General features: G+C 65.8%; 17 protein-coding genes. 7 read left to right on the plus strand and 10 right to left on the minus strand.

The genetic code is table 11. The features are described from left to right. The first annotated feature begins 74 nt into the window (after window positions 1-74). Window positions 75-785 (plus strand): outer membrane protein, encoded by a 711-nt coding sequence (locus X735_RS136390; protein WP_023814333.1) that lies wholly within the window; start codon window positions 75-77, stop codon window positions 783-785. A 157-nt stretch (window positions 786-942) separates the two neighbouring features. On the opposite strand, the gene X735_RS136385 is transcribed toward X735_RS136390, so the two are convergent. The 6 genes from X735_RS136385 to X735_RS136360 all read right to left on the minus strand — a co-directional run bounded on the left by X735_RS136385 (window position 943) and on the right by X735_RS136360 (window position 8,741). Next, window positions 943-3,258 carry a xanthine dehydrogenase family protein molybdopterin-binding subunit gene (locus X735_RS136385; protein WP_023814334.1) on the minus strand — a complete coding sequence of 772 codons (2,316 nt, stop codon included), beginning with the start codon at window positions 3,256-3,258 and terminating at the stop codon, window positions 943-945. Then, window positions 3,255-4,238, minus strand: coding sequence for a xanthine dehydrogenase family protein subunit M (locus X735_RS136380; protein WP_023814335.1), 984 nt, complete (start codon window positions 4,236-4,238; stop codon window positions 3,255-3,257). Before X735_RS136380 ends, X735_RS136385 begins: the two co-directional genes overlap by 4 nt. Further along, window positions 4,235-4,714 (minus strand): (2Fe-2S)-binding protein, encoded by a 480-nt coding sequence (locus X735_RS136375; RefSeq protein ID WP_023814336.1) that lies wholly within the window; start codon window positions 4,712-4,714, stop codon window positions 4,235-4,237. The genes X735_RS136380 and X735_RS136375 overlap by 4 nt, the downstream gene beginning before the upstream one ends. A 226-nt stretch (window positions 4,715-4,940) precedes the next feature. Further along, window positions 4,941-7,199 (minus strand): xanthine dehydrogenase family protein molybdopterin-binding subunit, encoded by a 2,259-nt coding sequence (locus X735_RS136370; RefSeq protein WP_023814337.1) that lies wholly within the window; start codon window positions 7,197-7,199, stop codon window positions 4,941-4,943. Further along, complete coding sequence (locus X735_RS136365) at window positions 7,189-8,247, minus strand: xanthine dehydrogenase family protein subunit M (RefSeq protein WP_023814338.1); 1,059 nt, start codon at window positions 8,245-8,247, stop codon at window positions 7,189-7,191. The genes X735_RS136370 and X735_RS136365 overlap by 11 nt, the downstream gene beginning before the upstream one ends. Continuing rightward, window positions 8,244-8,741 (minus strand): (2Fe-2S)-binding protein, encoded by a 498-nt coding sequence (locus X735_RS136360; protein WP_023814339.1) that lies wholly within the window; start codon window positions 8,739-8,741, stop codon window positions 8,244-8,246. The genes X735_RS136365 and X735_RS136360 overlap by 4 nt, the downstream gene beginning before the upstream one ends. Window positions 8,742-9,032: 291 nt before the next feature. On the opposite strand from X735_RS136360, the gene X735_RS136355 reads away from it, so the two are divergent. Both X735_RS136355 and X735_RS136350 read left to right on the plus strand, forming a co-directional pair. Beyond that, entirely contained in the window at window positions 9,033-9,653 is a 621-nt protein-coding gene (locus X735_RS136355; RefSeq protein ID WP_024501664.1) for a TetR/AcrR family transcriptional regulator, read from the plus strand. Window positions 9,654-9,709: 56 nt separating this feature from the next. Further along, the gene (locus X735_RS136350) at window positions 9,710-10,708 is read left to right on the plus strand and encodes a bestrophin family ion channel (protein WP_023814341.1); all 999 of its coding nucleotides are present in this window, start codon (window positions 9,710-9,712) and stop codon (window positions 10,706-10,708) included. Between the two features lie 63 nt (window positions 10,709-10,771). On the opposite strand, the gene X735_RS136345 is transcribed toward X735_RS136350, so the two are convergent. The 3 genes from X735_RS136345 to X735_RS136335 all read right to left on the minus strand — a co-directional run bounded on the left by X735_RS136345 (window position 10,772) and on the right by X735_RS136335 (window position 12,921). Next, window positions 10,772-11,776, minus strand: coding sequence for an NAD(P)-dependent alcohol dehydrogenase (locus X735_RS136345; RefSeq protein ID WP_031213982.1), 1,005 nt, complete (start codon window positions 11,774-11,776; stop codon window positions 10,772-10,774). A 49-nt stretch (window positions 11,777-11,825) separates the two neighbouring features. Continuing rightward, window positions 11,826-12,086 (minus strand): hypothetical protein, encoded by a 261-nt coding sequence (locus X735_RS136340; protein WP_023814343.1) that lies wholly within the window; start codon window positions 12,084-12,086, stop codon window positions 11,826-11,828. 82 nt (window positions 12,087-12,168) lie between these two features. Next, window positions 12,169-12,921, minus strand: a complete 753-nt coding sequence (locus X735_RS136335) for a thioredoxin family protein (protein WP_031213983.1) — start codon at window positions 12,919-12,921, stop codon at window positions 12,169-12,171. 293 nt (window positions 12,922-13,214) lie between these two features. Between X735_RS136335 and X735_RS136330 the strand changes: the two genes are divergently transcribed. From X735_RS136330 to X735_RS136320, 3 genes are all read left to right on the plus strand, one after another. After that, the gene (locus X735_RS136330) at window positions 13,215-14,435 is read left to right on the plus strand and encodes a hypothetical protein (protein ID WP_023814345.1); all 1,221 of its coding nucleotides are present in this window, start codon (window positions 13,215-13,217) and stop codon (window positions 14,433-14,435) included. Window positions 14,436-14,470: 35 nt separating this feature from the next. Then, window positions 14,471-15,103: a PQQ-binding-like beta-propeller repeat protein gene (locus tag X735_RS136325; RefSeq protein ID WP_023814346.1), complete on the plus strand. Its 633-nt coding sequence runs from the start codon at window positions 14,471-14,473 to the stop codon at window positions 15,101-15,103. A 144-nt stretch (window positions 15,104-15,247) separates the two neighbouring features. Continuing rightward, a complete protein-coding gene (locus X735_RS136320) occupies window positions 15,248-16,078 on the plus strand; it encodes an aldo/keto reductase (RefSeq protein WP_023814347.1) in 831 nt (276 codons plus the stop codon). Between the two features lie 58 nt (window positions 16,079-16,136). On the opposite strand, the gene X735_RS136315 is transcribed toward X735_RS136320, so the two are convergent. After that, window positions 16,137-16,442 carry a hypothetical protein gene (locus X735_RS136315; protein WP_013530714.1) on the minus strand — a complete coding sequence of 102 codons (306 nt, stop codon included), beginning with the start codon at window positions 16,440-16,442 and terminating at the stop codon, window positions 16,137-16,139. 206 nt (window positions 16,443-16,648) lie between these two features. Between X735_RS136315 and X735_RS136310 the strand changes: the two genes are divergently transcribed. Further along, a partial coding sequence (locus X735_RS136310; protein WP_023814348.1) for an ATP-binding protein occupies window positions 16,649-17,511 on the plus strand: 863 nt, incomplete at its 3' end.

The following is a 17,511-nucleotide window of genomic DNA, read 5'->3' on the forward strand; positions in this document are numbered from 1 at the left end:
GGGGCGGCGACAACACCGGATCTCCGCGAGGCATTCGCGGCGGGGACCACAACATTCTTGGGCGGTAGACAACAATGAAAACTCTTCTTCTCGCAACGGCCTTGATTCTCGCGCCGCTCGGTATGGCGTGTGCGGCTGATATCAATGAGGTTTCGCCTGTTGCATCCGGCTACGACTGGTCCGGACTCTATGCCGGCGTCGACATCGGCTACGCGGCCGGAAAATCCAATCTGTTCATCGCCGGCGGCGGACTGGGCGGGGCCACCGATCTCAATGTCTCCACCGATCCGAACGGATTTATCGGCGGTGTCCATATAGGCGCCAATTACCAGATGGAGAACAGCTTCGTGATCGGCGCCGAGGCCGACATTGTGTACAGCAATATAGATGGGCTGACGGCCCTCGACGCCGGCGGCGGCGGTGTCACCACCTTGCTCAAGAGCGAACTCAAATGGTCGGGGTCGGCGCGGTTGCGGGCCGGCTATGCTTTCGATCGGACCTTGCCCTACATCACTGCCGGCGTCGCCGCGGCCAAGTATGAGCTTATTGCGGTCAGCGCCGGTGGCCCTGCCGCCGAAGTAACGCTCCACAGCGACAGCCATGTCGGCTGGACCGTTGGCGCCGGCATCGAGCACGCCTTCACCGACAAGTGGATCGCTCGAGCCGAATATCGCTACTCGGATTTCGGCAGCCAGGACCTCTCGGTAGCCGCCGGCCTGCCCACGGAAACCCATGTCGACCTCCAGACGCAGGATATCCGGGTCGGGCTCAGCTACAAGTTCTGATTGCTGGTGCTACAAATCTCCCTCGGGAGATGGCCGGCAGGCCAGGGGCGGCGGGGCTCGGCCTGCTGCCGCAGACGGGGTCGGCGCACTACACGCGGCGACCCCCCTCTGTTGCCTCTGGCGACATCTCCCTCGAGTGGGAGATCAGCCACCGCCCTCAGATTAGCTTCTCCAGTGTGATCGGCAGATCCCTGATCCTCTTTCCCGTCGCATGGAACACCGCGTTGGCAATCGCCGGCGCCACGCCGACAATGGCCAGTTCGCCGACGCCTTTGCCGCCGAGCACGGAGGAATGCGGGTCGGGGATGCCGACCGAGATCACCTCGATGTCGGGAATGTCGGCGTTGGTTGGCACGAGATAGTCGGCGAGGTTGTTGTTGACGACGCGGCCGTGGCGGCGGTCGACGATGCCCTCTTCCAGCAGTGCCTGGCCGATGCCCATGATGATGCCACCCTTCCACTGGCTTTCGGCCAGCTTGGGATTGTAGAGCCGGCCCGAATCCAGTGCCGACACCACGCGTGACACGCGCACCGTGCCGAAATCCTCGTCGACCCGCACCTCGATGAAATGCGCGCACCAGGAGTGGCGGGAATAGTCGCCCTCGGTGTGCGGCACCGACATGGCGATGGTGGTGTAGTTCTTGTAGCGATCCTCTGGCGTCGAATTGGCCGGCATGGTGTCGCCGGTGGCTTCGATGTGGTCGCGGCCGACGCTTTTGAGCAGTTCGGCGATCGAGACATCGGGACCGTCGCCGCGCGGCGAGGCGATGCGGCCGTTGGCGACGACCAAGGTGTTGGCCTGCAGCGCATAAAAGGGCGAGCGCGGATCGCTGATGGCGAGGCCGATCAGCTGGTCGAGCGCCGAGGTCGCCGCCTTGTAGACCGCACCCGTCATGACGCCGGCAAGCCGCGAACCGCCGGTGACGCCGGCGCGGGGGAAACGGGAGTCGCCGAGCTTCACCACCACGTCGTCGGCTCGCACGCCGACCGTTTCGGCGGCGGTCTGCGCCAGGATGGTGTAGGTTCCTTGACCCATGTCGATCGACGAGCTTTCGACCTCGACCGAGCCGTCGGCCAGGATACGCACGATCGCCTCGCCATAGGCGCGCCGAACCGGATAGGTGCCGGCTGCGACTCCCCAGCCGATCAGCTGGTTGCCGTCGCGGATCGAGCGCGGTTCGGGCGAGCGCCTGGCCCAGCCGAAGCGCTCCGCGCCTGCGGCAAAAGCCTCGCGCAACTGTCTGGTCGACCAGGCTTTCTTGGCATGCGGGTCCTGTTCGGCATAATTTCTCAGCCGAATCTCCAGGGGGTCGATGCCGACCTCGTAGGCGAGTTCGTCGATGGCGCTTTCGATGCCGAAGGCCGAAGGGTTTTCGCCCGGCGCGCGCATGGCGCCCGGCACTACCGAATTCACCCGCACGACATTCTGCCTGGAGGAGAAATTCGGCGTCGCGTACATGATCGAGATGACCGATCCGAGCGGCTCGACCCACATGCCGTCCATCGACGTCTCGTTGATGCCACGATGCACGATCGACTGGATTTTTCCTTGCGCGTCGGCGCCAATCGTCACCGTCTGGCGCGTCGCCGCGCGGCCACCATAGCCGGTAAAGGTCTGCGGCCGCGTCATCACCAGGCGCACCGGCCGGCCGAGCATTCTGGCGGCACATGCGGCCACCGCGCCATGGCTGAGCGCCAGCGCCTTGGAGCCGAAGCCACCGCCAATATAGGGCGAGACCAGCCGCACATTCTCGAACGGCACGCCGAACCATTCGGCATAGGTGCGCGCCATCCCGTCCAGCCACTGGCTCGGCTCCCATACGGTGAGCTTATCGCCTTCCCAGCGCGCGATCAGCCCATGCGGCTCTATCGGCGCCTGGTATTCGCGCGGCGTGTTGTAGGCGGCGCAGATGCGGACCGGTGCCGACGCGAACGCACCTTGCGCATCGCCCCATTCCTTGGTCATGGCGTCGATCGGGATGCCGTCGCCGGCCTTGACATCGCTGAGGTCGACGATGGCGGGCGTCTCGTCATAGCTGACCTTGACCAGTGCTGCCGCCGCCACCGCCTGTTCGAAGGTCTCGGCGACGACAGCGGCGACATGCTGGCCCGAAAAAGTGATGTCGCGCGCAAGCGGGCAATAGGGCTTGTCGGGCGGCGGTGTGCCGAACCAGTCCGCCGCGGTCCTCAGGCTGATGATGGTGTCCGGCGTCAGCACCTGCAGCACGCCGGGCGCCGCCTCGGCGGCCTTGGTGTCGATCGCGCGCACCTTGCCGGATGCAATCGTGCTCTCGACCAGTACGGCGTAGGCGAGGCCTTCGAGCTGCTGCTCGACGGCGTATTTGGCCGCACCCGTGATCTTGGCCGGGCCGTCGACGCGCGACAGCCGGCCGCCGACGGCTTCGGCAAAAGCGCCGTCGGACGCATCGCCGTGTCTTCCGACGTGAACGGTGCTTGCGATGTGAACGGTCATGCCGTTTCTCCCAATTTGAGGATGGCGCGCGCGACGACGCGCGGCGCGAGCTCGATCTTGTAGTGGTTGGCGCCATGGTCGACGGCGCCTTCGACAGCGAGCAGGCTGGCGGACCGCACGGTTTCCGGCTCCAGCGCCTTGCCCTTCAGCGCGTCTTCCACGGTCCGCGCCCGCCATGGTTTCGTCGCGACACCGCCGAGTGCGACGCACAAATCGCGGATCGTTCGGCCGTCAGGTTCGAACTCGATACCGACCGCCGCGCTCGCGGCGGCAAACTCATAGGATTGCCGGTCGCGGATTTTCAGGTAGGTCGACCGCCGGGCAGCGGCCGAGCCGGGGATTTCAATGGCGGTGATCATCTCGCCCGGTTCAATCGCATGTTCCCTATCCGGCGTGGTGCCGGGCAGCAGGAAAAAGTCGTCGACCGGGATCTGGCGCTCGCCCAGATGCACGATCGCATCGAAGGCGACCAGCGCCACGGCCAGGTCACCCGGATACATGGCGATGCAGGCCTCGCTGGTGCCGAGTACGGCATGGCCACGGGTAACGCCGCCGATCGCCGAACAGCCAGAGCCGGGCTCACGCTTGTTGCAGGCAGGGAAATTCGCGGGATCGCGGAAATAGGGGCAGCGCGTGCGCTGCATCAGATTGCCGCCGATGGTCGCCATGTTGCGGATCTGCGCGGAAGCCGCCTGCCACAGGGCTTCCGACACCGCAGGAAAGCGGCTCTTGATGTCGGCATGGTCGGCGACATGGCTCATCCTGGCCAGCGCGCCGATGGTGGCGCCGCGTTCGTCCACCTCGATGCTGTCCAATCCCTTGAGATGAGCGATGTCGACCAGTGTCTCGGGCTCGGCGACGCCGCATTTGGCGAGATCGATCAGCGTGGTGCCGCCGGCCAAGAGCATGGCGCCGGGCAGGGCGGCCGCCTGGCGTGCCGCATCGACCGAGCTGGCGCGAAAATAGGAAAGGTCCCTCATGATGCGACCTCCAAGGCGGCTTGGCGAATGGCGGCGACGATGTGCGGATAGGCGCCGCAGCGGCAGAGATTGCCGGCCATGTATTCGCGGATCTCGTCGTCGGAGCCGGCATGGCCTTCCCGGATGCAAGCGACCGCCGACATGATCTGGCCCGGCGTGCAATAGCCGCACTGGAAAGCGTCGTGCTCAAGGAAGGCAGCCTGCACGGGATGCATTTCGCCCTCCCGTGCAAGCCCCTCTATGGTGGTGACGGTGCGGCCCTCGACCTGAGCGGCCAGCGTCAGGCAAGCCAGTACACGCTCGCCGTCGATATGCACCGTGCAGGCGCCGCACTGGCCGTGGTCGCAGCCCTTCTTGGTGCCGGTCAGGCCGAGCCGGTCGCGCAAGGCGTCGAGCAGCGTGACGCGCGGCTCGAGTTGCAGATCGTGATGATGACCGTTGATATCGAGATGAACTGGGATCGTTGTTTTGGTCATGGGCGTCTGGCTCCAGTGCTTGACGCGAAGTCGGTTGACTCATGTTGGCCGGCGGGACCTCGCGCCGGCTGTGCGGCCCTTCGCTGCCGCTCCCTGTCCTTCGGGCGTTCAGCCCCTTAAAAAGGTCCACTGGACCTTTTGATCCGCCCGAAGGCAGACCGGGCTTTCACCGTTCGTCGGACGGGAGCCAAGCAATTGGCTTCCCGTCCGCTACGCGGACCACTCCTCACCCCAGCAGGTCCTCGATGCGGATCGGAAAGCGCCGCGGCCGCACGCCGGTCGCATGCCAGACTGCATTGGCGACGGCGCCGGCCGTGCCGGTGATGCCGATTTCGCCAACGCCCTTGATGCCGAGCGCGTTGACATGAGGGTCGTCCTCGTGGACCAGCAGCGCCTCGACCGACGGAACGTCGGCATTCACCGGGACATGATATTCGGCGAGGTTGGCATTCTGGATCCGGCCCGAGCGCCGGTCGGTGATGGCTTCCTCATTCAGCGCGAACGAGACGCCCCAGATCATGCCGCCATAATACTGGCTGCGCACCAGCCTGGGATTGATGATCCGCCCGGCGGCGAACGCGCCGACCAGCCTTGTGACGCGGATCTGGCCGAAATCCGGATCGACCTTCACCTCGGCAAACACGGCGCCGTGCGCGTGCTTGGCATAGGTCTCCTGGGATGCCGGGTCGGGAGCGCCCTTGCCATGGCCCTCGATCTCGCTGAGGCCCGCGCGCGTGAGGATCTCGGCATAGCTTTCACCGCGGCTTTCATCGTCGCGCCGATAGAGGCGGCCGCCGCGCGCCAGCACGCCTTCATTGCCGGCGCCGAACAGCGGCGAGGCCTCGTTGCCGGTGGCGAGATCGGCAAGCCTGGCGATGACGGCGGCACCCGCATTGTGGATCGCCATGCCGGCCGTCGCCGTGTGGCCGGAGCCGCCGGCAATGCCTGCATTGGGCAGGTCGGAACTGCCGGCCCTGAAATCGACCTGGTCGATATCCAGTCCCAGTCCGTCGGCCGCGATCTGGGCGAAGGCCGTCCAGGCGCCTTGCCCCATGTCCTGCGCGCCGGTCTCCATCAGGCCGCTGCCATCGGCCCTCAGCACCGCACGCGCTTCGGCCTGGAACATGAGCGCTGGAAAGGTCGCCGTGCCCATGCCCCAGCCGGTGAGGAAACCGTCGGCGTCGCGCATCAGCCGAGGCTGAAGCGGGCGGCTCGCCCAGCCGAACGTCTCGGCCGCTTGCCTGTAGCACTCGCGCAGCGCCTTGGAGGAAAACGGCTTGCCGGTCATCGGCTCGACCTCGGCATAGTTCCGCAGCCGGAACTCCAGCGGGTCCATGCCGCAAGCGTGTGCCGCCTCATCGATGGCGCTTTCGAGTGCGATCGAGCCGGTGGCTTCGCCGGGCGCCCGCATGAACAGCGGCGTACCGGTGTCCAACCGCACCGCATCGTGCGAGGTGGCGATGGCCGGGCTGGCATAGAGCGTGTGCGAGGCATCCGCCGCCGGTTCGAAGAAATCGTCGAACGTGCTCGACGCAGTCTTGGCGTGATGGTCGAGTGCCGTCAGCCGCCCTTCGCCATCCATGCCCATGCGCAGCGTCTGGCGCGTCGGCGCACGGTGGCCGACCGGGCCGTACATCTGCTCACGCCGCAGCACCAGCTTGACCGGACGGCCGACGAGGCGCGCCGCCAGAATGCCGAGCACCTGCGGCCCGGAGATCATGCCTTTCGAGCCAAAGCCGCCACCCAGGAACGGGCTCCGGATGTGGACGTTTTCCGGCGCGATGCCGAACAGGCCGGCGATGCGGCCCTGCGCCATGGCAAGGCCCTGACTCGGCGTGTCGATCGACAGTGTGTCGCCATCCCAGGCGACGACGATCGCATGAGGCTCCATGGCGTTGTGGTACTGGGCCGGCGTCTCGTAGGTGGCCTCTATCCGCGTCTTTGCGGATTTGAGGCCGGCCTCGACATCGCCCTTGTGCTGCACCGCCGGACCGCCGACACCGACACCGCGCGGCACGAAGCTTTCAGCGCCGTCGAGGCCAACGCGCGCCGGCAGCACCTCATAGCGCGGCGACAGCAGCGCCGCCCCCTCGGTCGCCGCCTCCAGCGTCTCGGCGATCACCACGGCGATGCTCTGGTTGGGGTAGCGGACCTGATCGTTTTGCAGCAGGTCGAGCCGGAACATGAAGGGATGGTCCTTGGCATCCGGATCGGCGGCGAGCGCCGGCCGGTTCTTGGGCGTCATCACCTCGACCACGCCCTGGTGCGCCTTGGCCGCCTCGATATCCAGCGCGGCAACGCGGCCGCGCGCGATGCTAGAGACAGCGAGCACGGCGTAAAGCATGCCGGGCGGATGGTTGTCGGCGGCATAGCGCGCGGCTCCGGTGACTTTCAGAAAGCCGTCGCGACGGGTCAGCGGCTGGCCGATGCTGGAGCCCTGCCGGGCATGGGCGGGTTGCTGGTTGAGGCTGAGTTCAAGCGTCATGGCGCGCTCCGGGAATGTTTGAGAACGGGGAGGCAGGAAGGGCTGGCAGCCGCTCGGGCGTTCCCGCCTGGGCAGACATCAGCGCCCTGACCACGATGCGTCGGGCAAGCTCGATCTTGAACGCATTGTCGCCGGATGGGCTGGCATCGGCCAGGGCGGCCTCCGCGGCGCTGGCGAAGGTCACCTCGTTGGCGTTGGCGCCAAGCAGGACGGCTTCCGCCGTTCGTGCCCGCCACGGCTTGGCCGCGACGCCGCCCAGCGCCAGCCTTGCGGCGCGGATCTTGCCCCCGTCGACGACAAGCGCCGCCGCGGCCGATACGACGGCAAAAGCATAAGAGGTGCGTTCGCGGACTTTCAGGTAGCGGGCATTGGCGGAGAAGGAGGCCGCCTCCGCCGGCAGGCGCACCGCCACGATCAGGTCGCCGGGTTCCAGTGCATTCTCCCGCTGCGGCGTTTCGCCGGGAAGCCGGTGGAATTCCTCCAGCGTCACATGGCGCCGGCCCTTCTTGCCCTCGATCTCGACCACCGCATCGAGCGCCACCAGCGGCACGCAGAAGTCCGACGGATGGGTGGCGATGCAGGCATCGCTCCAGCCGAGCACGGCGTGCAGGCGGTTCTCGCCTTCCAGCGCGTCGCAGCCGGCGCCAGGCTCGCGCCTGTTGCAGGCGCTGGCGGTGTCGTAGAAATAGCTGCAGCGCGTGCGCTGCAACAGATTGCCGCCGACGGTCGCGGCGTTGCGAAGCTGAGCCGAAGCGCCCGACAGCAGCGCCTCGGCCACCGCCGGATAGGATTTGGCGAACGCCGGATCGTAGGCAAGGTCGGCATTACGAACCAGCGCACCGATGCGCAGGCCACCATCGTCCAGCCGTTCGATGCGGTTGAGCTCCGGCAACCGGGAAATGTCGACGATACGCTCGGGACTGGTGATGCCGCCTTTCATCAGGTCGAGCAGATTGGTGCCGCCGGCGAGATAGGCCGAACCCGGCTCGGCTGCCGCGGCGATGGCGTCGGGGATGGTGGCGGGCCTGATGTAGTCGAAGTCTCTCATGCCGCGGTCCTCCGGTCGGCTTTGACAAGCTGTTGCTGGGCTTCCAGGACGGCCTCGACGATGCCGCCATAGGCCGCGCAGCGGCATATGTTGCCGCTCAGCCCCTCGCGGATGCGTTCGGGATCGTCGCCGGCCTGTCCCTCGGCGATCAGGCCGAGCGTGCTCATGATCTGGCCGGGCGTGCAGAACCCGCACTGGAAGCCGTCATGGGCGATGAAGGCGGCCTGCACAGGATGCAGTTCCTCGCCGTGGGCGACGCCTTCGATGGTCAAGACTTGGGCGCCGTCATGGCTGACCGCCAGCGCCAGGCACGAGTTGATGCGCTTGCCGTCGACCAGCACCGTGCAGGCGCCGCACTGGCCGCGATCGCAGCCCTTCTTGGTGCCCGTGAGATCGAGCCGCTCGCGCAGCAGGTCGAGCAGGGTTACGCGTGGATCGACCTCCAGTTCGTGTTTGTGTCCGTTGATGGTGAGGGTGATGGGAAGGCTGGTCATGGGCGTCTGGCTCCAGTTGCTTGACGCGGATGGGATTGAACTGGTGCCTTGCCGCAGAAGGGCAAGGTAACCGTTCGGTCAGGTCTTGACGGCGAAAGCGGAGATGGCAGCGGGTCTCCCGCGAGGCAGGCGGGCAGGGGAGATGTCGGCTTGCGTGTTCGAAAGACGTGACATACCGGTTCCCCTGATTATATGATAAAGGTGCTCCACTAAAACGGAGGCGCCTCCGTTTATTACGTGGTGGCTGACCCGGCCGGGTTCAAGCCCCCCTGACACGATGTGGAGAAAAAATTGGCCAGCGAGCCGTCCGCCATTGCTGAACAGAAGGCCGAGGCCGTAGACGCAAAGCCGCTGCGCGCCGATGCGCGGCGCAACCGCGACCGGCTGGTCGAGGTGGCGGTGTCAGTCTTTGCCGAGCGCGGCATCGATGGCTCGCTGGAGGAGATCGCGCGCCGCGCCGGCGTCGGCATCGGCACGCTCTACCGGCATTTCCCGACGCGCGAGCATCTGGTCGAGGTGGTCTATCGCCGCGAGGTGGAGGCGCTGTGCGCGGCCGCCGGCGAGCTTGCCCAAAAACATCCGTCCGATGTCGCGCTGGAACAGTGGATGCAGCGCTTCGTCGACTACATCGCCACCAAGCGCGGCCTGGCGACCAGCCTGCGCATTGTGCTCACCACCAATTCGACGCTGTTTTCCGACACGTTCGGCCGGGTGTCGCAAGCCTTGCGACGACTGGTCGAGGCGGCGGTGGCCGACGGCACCATCCGCGGCGACGTCGACGCTTCCGACGTGCTGCACGCGCTGGGCGGCATCTATTCAGCGCCCGACACCCCCGAATGGCGCGACCGCTCGCGCCGGCTGGTCAAGCTGTTGATGGACGGGTTGCGGTTCGGGGCTGCAAAGGCACAATGAAGCGACGAGATTCCGGCGGTGCAAAACCACACCTGTCGATAAGTTGAGGGGACCCGATGTATGTAGGCCGTTCCTACAAAATAGTGGATTTCGCGCTCTGGTCGCGGCGCAGCGTCATCTACATGGTGGTGGTGAGCGGACTGGCCGTGGCGGCCTACCGTTTTCCGGGCATCGCCGGGTTCTCGGTGCCATGGTCGGTGGTGCTGGTGCTTGGCACCACCGTATCACTCGTTGCCGGGTTCAAGAATTCGCAGGTGTTCACCCGCAGCAGCGACGCGCTGCAGGCTTTTACGCAAATTACGGCCAGCAGCCGGTTGTGGTCCAATTTCTGCAGGGATTTCCTCGACGCGCCGACGGCCAGACAGCTCATCTATCGCCACATCGCCTGGATGACGGCATTGCGTTTTTCTCTGCGCCGGCCGATGCCATGGGAATCCATGGCGCGGGCCGCCAATATCGAATACCGGCGGCGCTACCGTATCCATGAGGATGCGAGCTCGGTCGCCGACGAACTGCGTCCGCTGCTCGCCGAACAGGCCGAGGACGTCCTGAAATCGCCCCAGCCGGCGATAGCCCTGCTCGAACTGCAATCTGTCCAGGTCAATGGGCTGTTCAAGGACACAAAGCTCCCTCCTCAGATCTATGGCGAACTGACCAAGCTGATCCGCGACTTCCATGACCAGCAGGCGCGCTGCGATCGCATCAAGAACAATCCCTATCCCAGGCAATACGCCATCGTCAGTTCGATGTTCGTGATGATCTTCTGCACGCTGCTGCCATTCGGGGTCGTTCCCGTCTTTGCCGATATGGGCAAACTGGGTGGCGCGCTCGGGTCGATCGCAATCTGGCTGACGATCCCGTTCAGCACGCTGCTGGGCTGGGCATACATGTCCCTCGACCAGGTCGGCGAAAGCAGCGCCAACCCATTCGAGGGCAACGCCAACGACGTTCCGATCTCGCAGATATGCCGCGACATCGAGATCGAGTTGCGCAGCGGGCTCGGTGAGGCCGACCTTCCCAAGCCCCTGCTGCCGGTCAACGACATCGCGACCTAGGCAGAATCACGACGAAGGCACGGACCCGACGGTCCCCTTCATCGTGCTGCTGGTGGAGAGTGCTCAAACTTCAAGGCAGACCTTGCCGAAATGCTTTTGGGTTTCGTAGTGCGCGAAGGCGGTGGCGATGTCCTGCAGCGGAAAGTGGCGGTCTATGACGGGTTTCAGCCTGTTGGACTCTATCGCGCGGATCATATCCTCCTGGTCGACCCGGCTGCCGATGGAAATGCCGCTGATGCGGATCTGGTTGGAAAACAGGGCGGGGATAGACACTTCCGCCGCAAAGCCGGTCAGGACGCCGACCAGCGCGATATGCCCGCCCGTTCTGGAGGCCGCAATGGACTGCGCCAGCGTGGCGGGTCCGCCGACCTCGATCACGTGATCGACGCCGCGTCCGTCGGTCAAATCCCTGGCCTTGCGGCCCCAGTCCGGGACGGACTTGTAGTTGATGATGGCGTCGGCTCCGAGGCGCTTGAGCCGCTCCAGCTTCTGCTCGTCGGATGAGGTGGCGATGACCCGGGCGCCGGCGGCTTTGGCGAATTGCAGCGCGAACAGCGATACACTGCCCGAACCGAGGACCAGCACCGCGTCGCCCGGCTTCACCTTGCCGCACACAACCAGGCTGCGCCAGGCAGTAACGCCCGTGCAGGTGAGCGAGGCTGCCTCGACATGCGTATAGCCTGCCGGTGCCCTGGTGAAAGCGTGCGCCGGCATGCAGACATACTCGCTGGCGAAGCCGTCGAAACTGTCTCCCGGAATGTCGCGCCTTGTGCAGGGCGTCATGTCACCGCCCAGCCACCAGGGATAGAAGACGCTGACGACGCTGTCTCCGGGCTTGAGTGCATCGACACCGTCGCCGAGGGCAATCACCTCGCCGGCGCCGTCGGAGAGCGGAACACGGCCGTCAACGAACGGTGTCTTGCCTTGCACGGCAAAGTCGTCGCGCATGTTCAACGCGCAGGCCCGGATCCTGACCAGCACCTCGCCCGGCCCTGGCTGGGGCGTATCTTCCTCGACCAGGTCGAGATTGCCCAAGCCGCCCGGCGCTCTCAGCCTAACCAGTCTCATTGTCTTCTCCGATGTGTGGGGTGTTTGGAATTGGAACGGCGCGCTGCGCCTAGCGGATCTGCCTGCCGGAAATCACCCGCAGCCAGGGGGCCAGATGGAAGGCGCTCATCAGGAGATACATCGCGGCCATACCCGTGAGGGGCGAGGCGTCGGTGCCCATGCACTGCATGGCCGCATCGCCGCTGAAGATGCAGGTGAGCAGCGCCATCACGCCGAAGGTCGGTGCCGCGGCAAGGCAAAGCCAGTCGGCCAGCCCGAGGGTGGTCGCTTCCGGGATCGTGCTGCCGGCACCTGTGTGAATATCGCTCATGGTCTTGATCCCTGATGATTATGCCAGCCAGGACTGGTTCCTCTCCTCACGGAGCGGGAGAGGAACCCAGGCTGGACAACCGTTACTGCTCGCCCTTGTCGCGGAATGCAGCCTCGCCGGCAGCAGACACTTCTTCCCATTTCTTGTCGGCCCCGGCGTCGTAATTGTCGTGCCAGTTCCACCAGGAGTAGAGCGGGGTCTGCGGATAGCCCTCAGGCGAGTCTTCCCAGATTTCCTGGCGGCCGAGCGGCGTTGCGTCGAGATAGCTCCAGACAGTGCCCATCGCCTCGTCGCCGCGGCTGTTGATCAAGTAGGTGCGGAAGATGCGGTCGCCGTCATGGATGAAGACGTTGTGGCCGTGCCATTCGTCGACGCCGAAGTCCTTGTCGAAACTGTCGGTGATTGTGTACCACGGCATCTCCCAGCCCATCCGCTGCTTCAGCCGCGCAATGTCGGCCTGCGGGGCACGTGAAGCGTAGGCAAGCGTGGTGTCGCGGGCATTGAGATGGGCGAGGTGGCCGACCTGGTCGGCGCCAAGGGAACAGCCGCGGCACGCGTGATCTGGCCAGCCATGCACGCCTGGCTCGAAGAAGGCGCGATAGACGATCAACTGGCGGCGGCCTTCGAACAGATCGAGCAGGCTCGCCTTGCCGTTCGGCCCCTCAAACACATAGGCCTTGTCCACTTCCATCCAGGGCATGCGCCGGCGCTCGGCGGCCAATGCGTCCTTGGCGCGCAGCGTTGCCTTTTCCTTCACCAGCATCTGTTCGCGGGCGGCTTCCCAGTCCTGCCGCGAAACGATCGGCGGGGTCTTCATTGCGATGTGCTTGGTCATTGGTCGTTTCCTTTGCCAGTCTGTTGTCGCGCTGTTGCGACGTGCGGTTGCTTGCCGTGAGCTAGAATAGGGCGGTCAATCGCGGGGATGGGAGTTACAAGTGTGACGGGATTTGAAAGAGCCGGCCCGCCGCAGCAGGGGTGGCGCATCCGCTCAGTGCCCCCGACAGTGTCGTTCATCGCGTGGTTCTCCCTTGTTGTGCCGCTGCCGATACGGCTTGCTGGTTGGCGGCCATGACTTAAGTTAGGGCGCTGAGCGCTGGGGGTGGGAGTTACAAGTGTGACGGGATTTGAATGGACTCGCTGATCACCGCGGCTGGACTGGCGCTGGCGGCAGGTGATCCGCTTGGCGCGCTGGACCGCGTTGCCTTGCGTGAGGATGCGCCAGCGCTGGCGCTACGCGGCATCGCCATGGCGCAACTTGGCGATCTTGATCGCGCCAAGGCGCTGCTGCGGCGGGCCGCGCGTGGCTTCGGCCCGAAAGAAGCGGTGGCGCGCGCCAGATGCGTCGTCGCCGAGGCCGAGATTGCGCTGGTCTCGCGTGACCTCGGCTGGCCGGCCAAGGCGCTCGATGCGGCGCGCGCAACTCTGGAAAAGCACGGCGACCGGTTGAACGCCGCGCATGCCGGCCACCTCAAGGTGCGGCGCCTGCTTTTGATCGGCCGTCTCGATGAGGCTGAAGACGTGCTGGCGGGACTCGATCCGATGCCGCTTCCGCCGGCCTCGAGGGCCGCGCACGAGCTCGCCGTTGCCGGCATCGCGATGCGGCGCCTCAAGACGAAGCCGGCGCGCAGGGCGTTGGAGTGGGCACGCCACGCCGCCCGCCGGGCCGGCATTCCGGGCCTGATGGCAGAGGTCGACAGCGCTTTCCTGGCGCTGGACACGCCGGCGGCGCGGCTGATCGTAGGTGGTGGGCAGCGCCCCTTGCTGCTCGAGGAGGTCGAGGCGCTGCAGGCGTCGCCGGCGCTGCTGGTCGATAGCTTTCGCTACGTCGTGCGCCAACAGGAGAAAGCGGTCTCGCTGGCAACGCGCCCGGTGCTGTTTGCGCTAGCCCGTACGCTCGCCGAAGCGTGGCCAGGCGATGTGTCGAGGGCGAGGCTGATCGCTGAAGCCTTCGGCGGCAGGCACGCCGATGAATCGCATAGGGCGCGGTTGCGGGTCGAGATCGGCCGGTTGCGCACCGAATTGCGCGGGCTGGCCGACATCGGCGCGACCAGCCAGGGCTTCGCGCTGGCGCCGCGCCAGGCACGCGAGGTGCTGGTGCTGGCGCGGCCGATCGAGGAGCGGCACGCGGCGGTGCTGGCTTTCCTTGCCGATGGTGAATCCTGGGCGAGTTCGGCGCTGGCGCTGGCGCTCGGTACCGGCCAGCGCAGCGTGCAGCGGGCGCTGGAGCAGCTTGGCGAGGCCGGCAAGGTGCAGTTTTTCGGTCACGGCCGGGCGCGCCGCTGGATGACGCCGCCGGTGGCGGGATTCACGACCACCTTGTTACTCCCGGCGCCGCTGCCGAGTGGTTAGTAAGGCACATCAGATCATCTCGTGAGGATAAAGACATGAAACATTCAGAAGCCGAAATCCTGCGCGAATACGGACCCTTTGCCGATGTGGAGAGGGTGCATGGGGTGAGCTTTGACGGCAACAACGTCTGGTTTGCCTCGGGCGAGAAGCTGAACGCCTTCGATCCGGAAAGCGGGCAGGCGCTGCGCTCGATCGATGTCGCGGCACATGCCGGCACCGCTTATGACGGCCAGCATTTCTTCCAGCTTGCCAATGACCGCATCCAGAAGATCGACCCAGATACCGGCCAGGTGCTGGCGACCATTCCGGCGCCCGGCGGTGGCGCCGACTCCGGGCTGACCTGGGCCGAAGGGACGCTGTGGGTGGGGCAATACCGCGAGCGCAAGATCCATCAGATCGACCCGGAGACGGGGGCGATCCTGCGCACCATCGAATCCAACCGTTTCGTCACCGGGGTGACATGGGTCGAGGGCGAGCTATGGCACGCCACCTGGGAAGGCGAGCAGAGCGACCTGCGCCGCGTCGACCCGCGATCAGGCAAGGTTCTGGAGAAGCTCGACATGCCGGCCGGCATGGGCGTGTCGGGGCTGGAATCCGATGGCGGCGACCGCCTCTATTGCGGCAGCACTTCGGCCGGTGTGGTGCGGGCGGTGCGCCGGCCGCGGTAAGGATGCGGCCGACACCGAAGTCACACTTGCAGGCGCACTTCACACGGCAATTTGTCCGCTGTCGGGTGGTCGTCGCACCCTGCCGGACCTAGATAGGCTGTGCACCGGGCAGAACGCCCGGACCCGCTTTGCAAAGGATCCCCCATGCCCGAACAGATCGCATTGAACGACGGCTCCGCCATTCCCCAACTCGGCCTTGGCGTGTGGCAGGTCGACCAGGATATTACCGCCGAGGTGGTGGGTTGGGGCATCGAGGCCGGCTATCGCCTGATCGACACCGCCGAAGGCTACCAGAACGAGGAAGGGGTCGGAAAGGCGATCCGCAGCGCCGGCGTGTCGCCGGCTGAGCTGTTCATCACCTCGAAACTGCGCAACGGCGCACACCAGCGCGATGCGGCGCTACGCGCCTTCGATGACACCATGGCCAAGCTCGGCATTGAGCAGATCGACCTGTTCCTGATCCACTGGCCGGTGCCCAGCCAAGACAAATATGTCGAGGCCTGGAAGACGCTGGTCGAACTCCGGCAGGCCGGCCGCATCAAGTCGATCGGCGTTTCGAATTTCAACCCGGACCATCTGGAGCGGATCATCGCGGAAACCGGCGTGACGCCCGTCGTCAACCAGATCGAGCTGCATCCCCAGTTCCAGCAACGCGGTGTCAGGGACTTTCACACCAAGCACGACATCCGTATCGAAAGCTGGAGCCCGTTGGGCAGCGGCCGGCTGCTCGGCGATCCGACCATTGCAGACATCGCCAAAAAACATGGCAAGTCCGTCGCCCAGACGATCATCCGCTGGCATCTCCAGGAGGGGCTGATCGTCATTCCAAAGTCGATCCGCAGGGATCGCATCGCCGCCAATTTCGATGTCTTCGATTTCGAACTGGATGCGCAGGACCTGCAGACGATCCGCGGCATGGATTCGCCCGAAGGCCGCAACGGGCCCAACCCCGCCACGGCCGCGTTCCTGTTCTGAGAGGAGCAGGTTAGAGACGCCAACCGTGGAGTTGCCAATCTCCGGCCTCTCCGCGCTCTTAAATCCCGGACCCATCCAGCTGCTGGGCGTCTTCGCCTTCCCACGGCGCCGGCATCGACGCGCGGCTGAGGTTGGCCGTCGGCAGCGGCATCCAGCACTTCAGTTCCGGGTCAGCGTATTCGATAACGCGCCCGGGCGAGGAGTCCGATGCGCGCCAGCCTTCCGAGGCGAACTGGTCGGCACGCGACCAATAGGCGAGGTCGACTTCCGCCGGCCCCTGTTCGGACGGGCGCACCGTGACCAGGATCCGGCTGCCATCCTTCGGCGCCGTCGACATGTGCCGCCACCGTTCGGGCTCGTCCATCGCATTTCTCCTCGTACTCCTAGCGTTGGATGGAGTGTCGCCTCGTGGTCCGAAGGGGTCAACCCAAAGTTTCAGTCAGGCATCGGCTGATGACCCTGCAGACGGTGCCTGCACAGTTGTGCGCAACACGCCGCAGGCGGTCATGCACGCTCGACGGGCCGTGACCCAGTTGATAAGCCCGTCTGCGAAGGAGCGCCTGAGTCGAGATGACCGTTGCGATCGAGATGGGACAGACGACCGCAGGCGCCCCGGCGAAGCTGGATCTTGAGGAGCTGCTCGCGACGCGCCTTTTGGTGCAGGGCAATTCAGGCTCCGGCAAGTCGCATCTGTTGCGGCGCCTGCTGGAGCAGAGCGCGCCCTGGGTGCAGCAGACCATCATCGATCCCGAGGGCGACTTCGTTTCGCTGGGCGACCGTTACGGCCATCTGGTGATCGATGCCGAGCAGCATACCGAGCGCGGCCTGCAGGCGGCCGGCGAGCGGGCGCGCATGCATCGCGTCTCCACCGTGCTCAATCTCGAAGGGCTCGACGCCGAGAACCAGATGCGGCGTGCCGCCGCCTTCCTCGGCGGGCTGTTCGAGGTCGCCCGTGACCACTGGTACCCGATGCTGGTGGTGGTGGATGAGGCGCAGCTGTTCGCGCCAGCGGTGGCCGGAGAGGTGTCGGACGAAGCGCGAAAGCTCTCGCTCGGCGCCATGACCAATTTGATGTGTCGTGGCCGCAAGCGCGGGCTGGCCGGCATCATTGCCACCCAGCGCCTGGCCAAGCTCGCCAAGAACGTCGCAGCCGAGGCGTCCAATTTTCTCATGGGCCGCACCTTCCTCGATATCGACATGGCGCGTGCCGCCGATCTTCTGGGCATGGAACGGCGCCAGGCGGAAGCGTTCCGCGATCTGGAACGCGGGCAGTTCATGGCGCTCGGTCCGGCGCTGTCGCGCCGTCCGCTGGGGCTGCGCATCGGCCCGACCGACACCAGCCCGCGCAACGGCACGCCGCGGCTGATGGCGATGCCGGAATCCGCGCTGGAAGACGCACGCGCGATCATCCTGGCGGCGCCGCCGCCCGAGAC

This window comes from Mesorhizobium sp. L2C084A000 (assembly GCF_000502875.1).
Classification (GTDB): Bacteria; Pseudomonadota; Alphaproteobacteria; order Rhizobiales; family Rhizobiaceae; genus Mesorhizobium.

Excerpts from the sequence above, each read along its gene's own strand:
- X735_RS136360 (WP_023814339.1), bottom strand. The coding sequence starts at position 8,741 with ATGACCAGCCTTCCCATCACCCTCACCATCAACGGACACAAACACGAA.
- X735_RS136340 (WP_023814343.1), bottom strand. The coding sequence starts at position 12,086 with ATGAGCGATATTCACACAGGTGCCGGCAGCACGATCCCGGAAGCGACC.
- X735_RS136390 (WP_023814333.1), top strand. The coding sequence starts at position 75 with ATGAAAACTCTTCTTCTCGCAACGGCCTTGATTCTCGCGCCGCTCGGT.
- X735_RS136365 (WP_023814338.1), bottom strand. The coding sequence starts at position 8,247 with ATGAGAGACTTCGACTACATCAGGCCCGCCACCATCCCCGACGCCATC.
- X735_RS136350 (WP_023814341.1), top strand. The coding sequence starts at position 9,710 with ATGTATGTAGGCCGTTCCTACAAAATAGTGGATTTCGCGCTCTGGTCG.
- X735_RS136380 (WP_023814335.1), bottom strand. The coding sequence starts at position 4,238 with ATGAGGGACCTTTCCTATTTTCGCGCCAGCTCGGTCGATGCGGCACGC.
- X735_RS136330 (WP_023814345.1), top strand. The coding sequence starts at position 13,215 with ATGGACTCGCTGATCACCGCGGCTGGACTGGCGCTGGCGGCAGGTGAT.
- X735_RS136385 (WP_023814334.1), bottom strand. The coding sequence starts at position 3,258 with ATGACCGTTCACATCGCAAGCACCGTTCACGTCGGAAGACACGGCGAT.
- X735_RS136335 (WP_031213983.1), bottom strand. The coding sequence starts at position 12,921 with ATGACCAAGCACATCGCAATGAAGACCCCGCCGATCGTTTCGCGGCAG.
- X735_RS136370 (WP_023814337.1), bottom strand. The coding sequence starts at position 7,199 with ATGACGCTTGAACTCAGCCTCAACCAGCAACCCGCCCATGCCCGGCAG.
- X735_RS136315 (WP_013530714.1), bottom strand. The coding sequence starts at position 16,442 with ATGGACGAGCCCGAACGGTGGCGGCACATGTCGACGGCGCCGAAGGAT.
- X735_RS136325 (WP_023814346.1), top strand. The coding sequence starts at position 14,471 with ATGAAACATTCAGAAGCCGAAATCCTGCGCGAATACGGACCCTTTGCC.
- X735_RS136320 (WP_023814347.1), top strand. The coding sequence starts at position 15,248 with ATGCCCGAACAGATCGCATTGAACGACGGCTCCGCCATTCCCCAACTC.
- X735_RS136375 (WP_023814336.1), bottom strand. The coding sequence starts at position 4,714 with ATGACCAAAACAACGATCCCAGTTCATCTCGATATCAACGGTCATCAT.
- X735_RS136345 (WP_031213982.1), bottom strand. The coding sequence starts at position 11,776 with ATGAGACTGGTTAGGCTGAGAGCGCCGGGCGGCTTGGGCAATCTCGAC.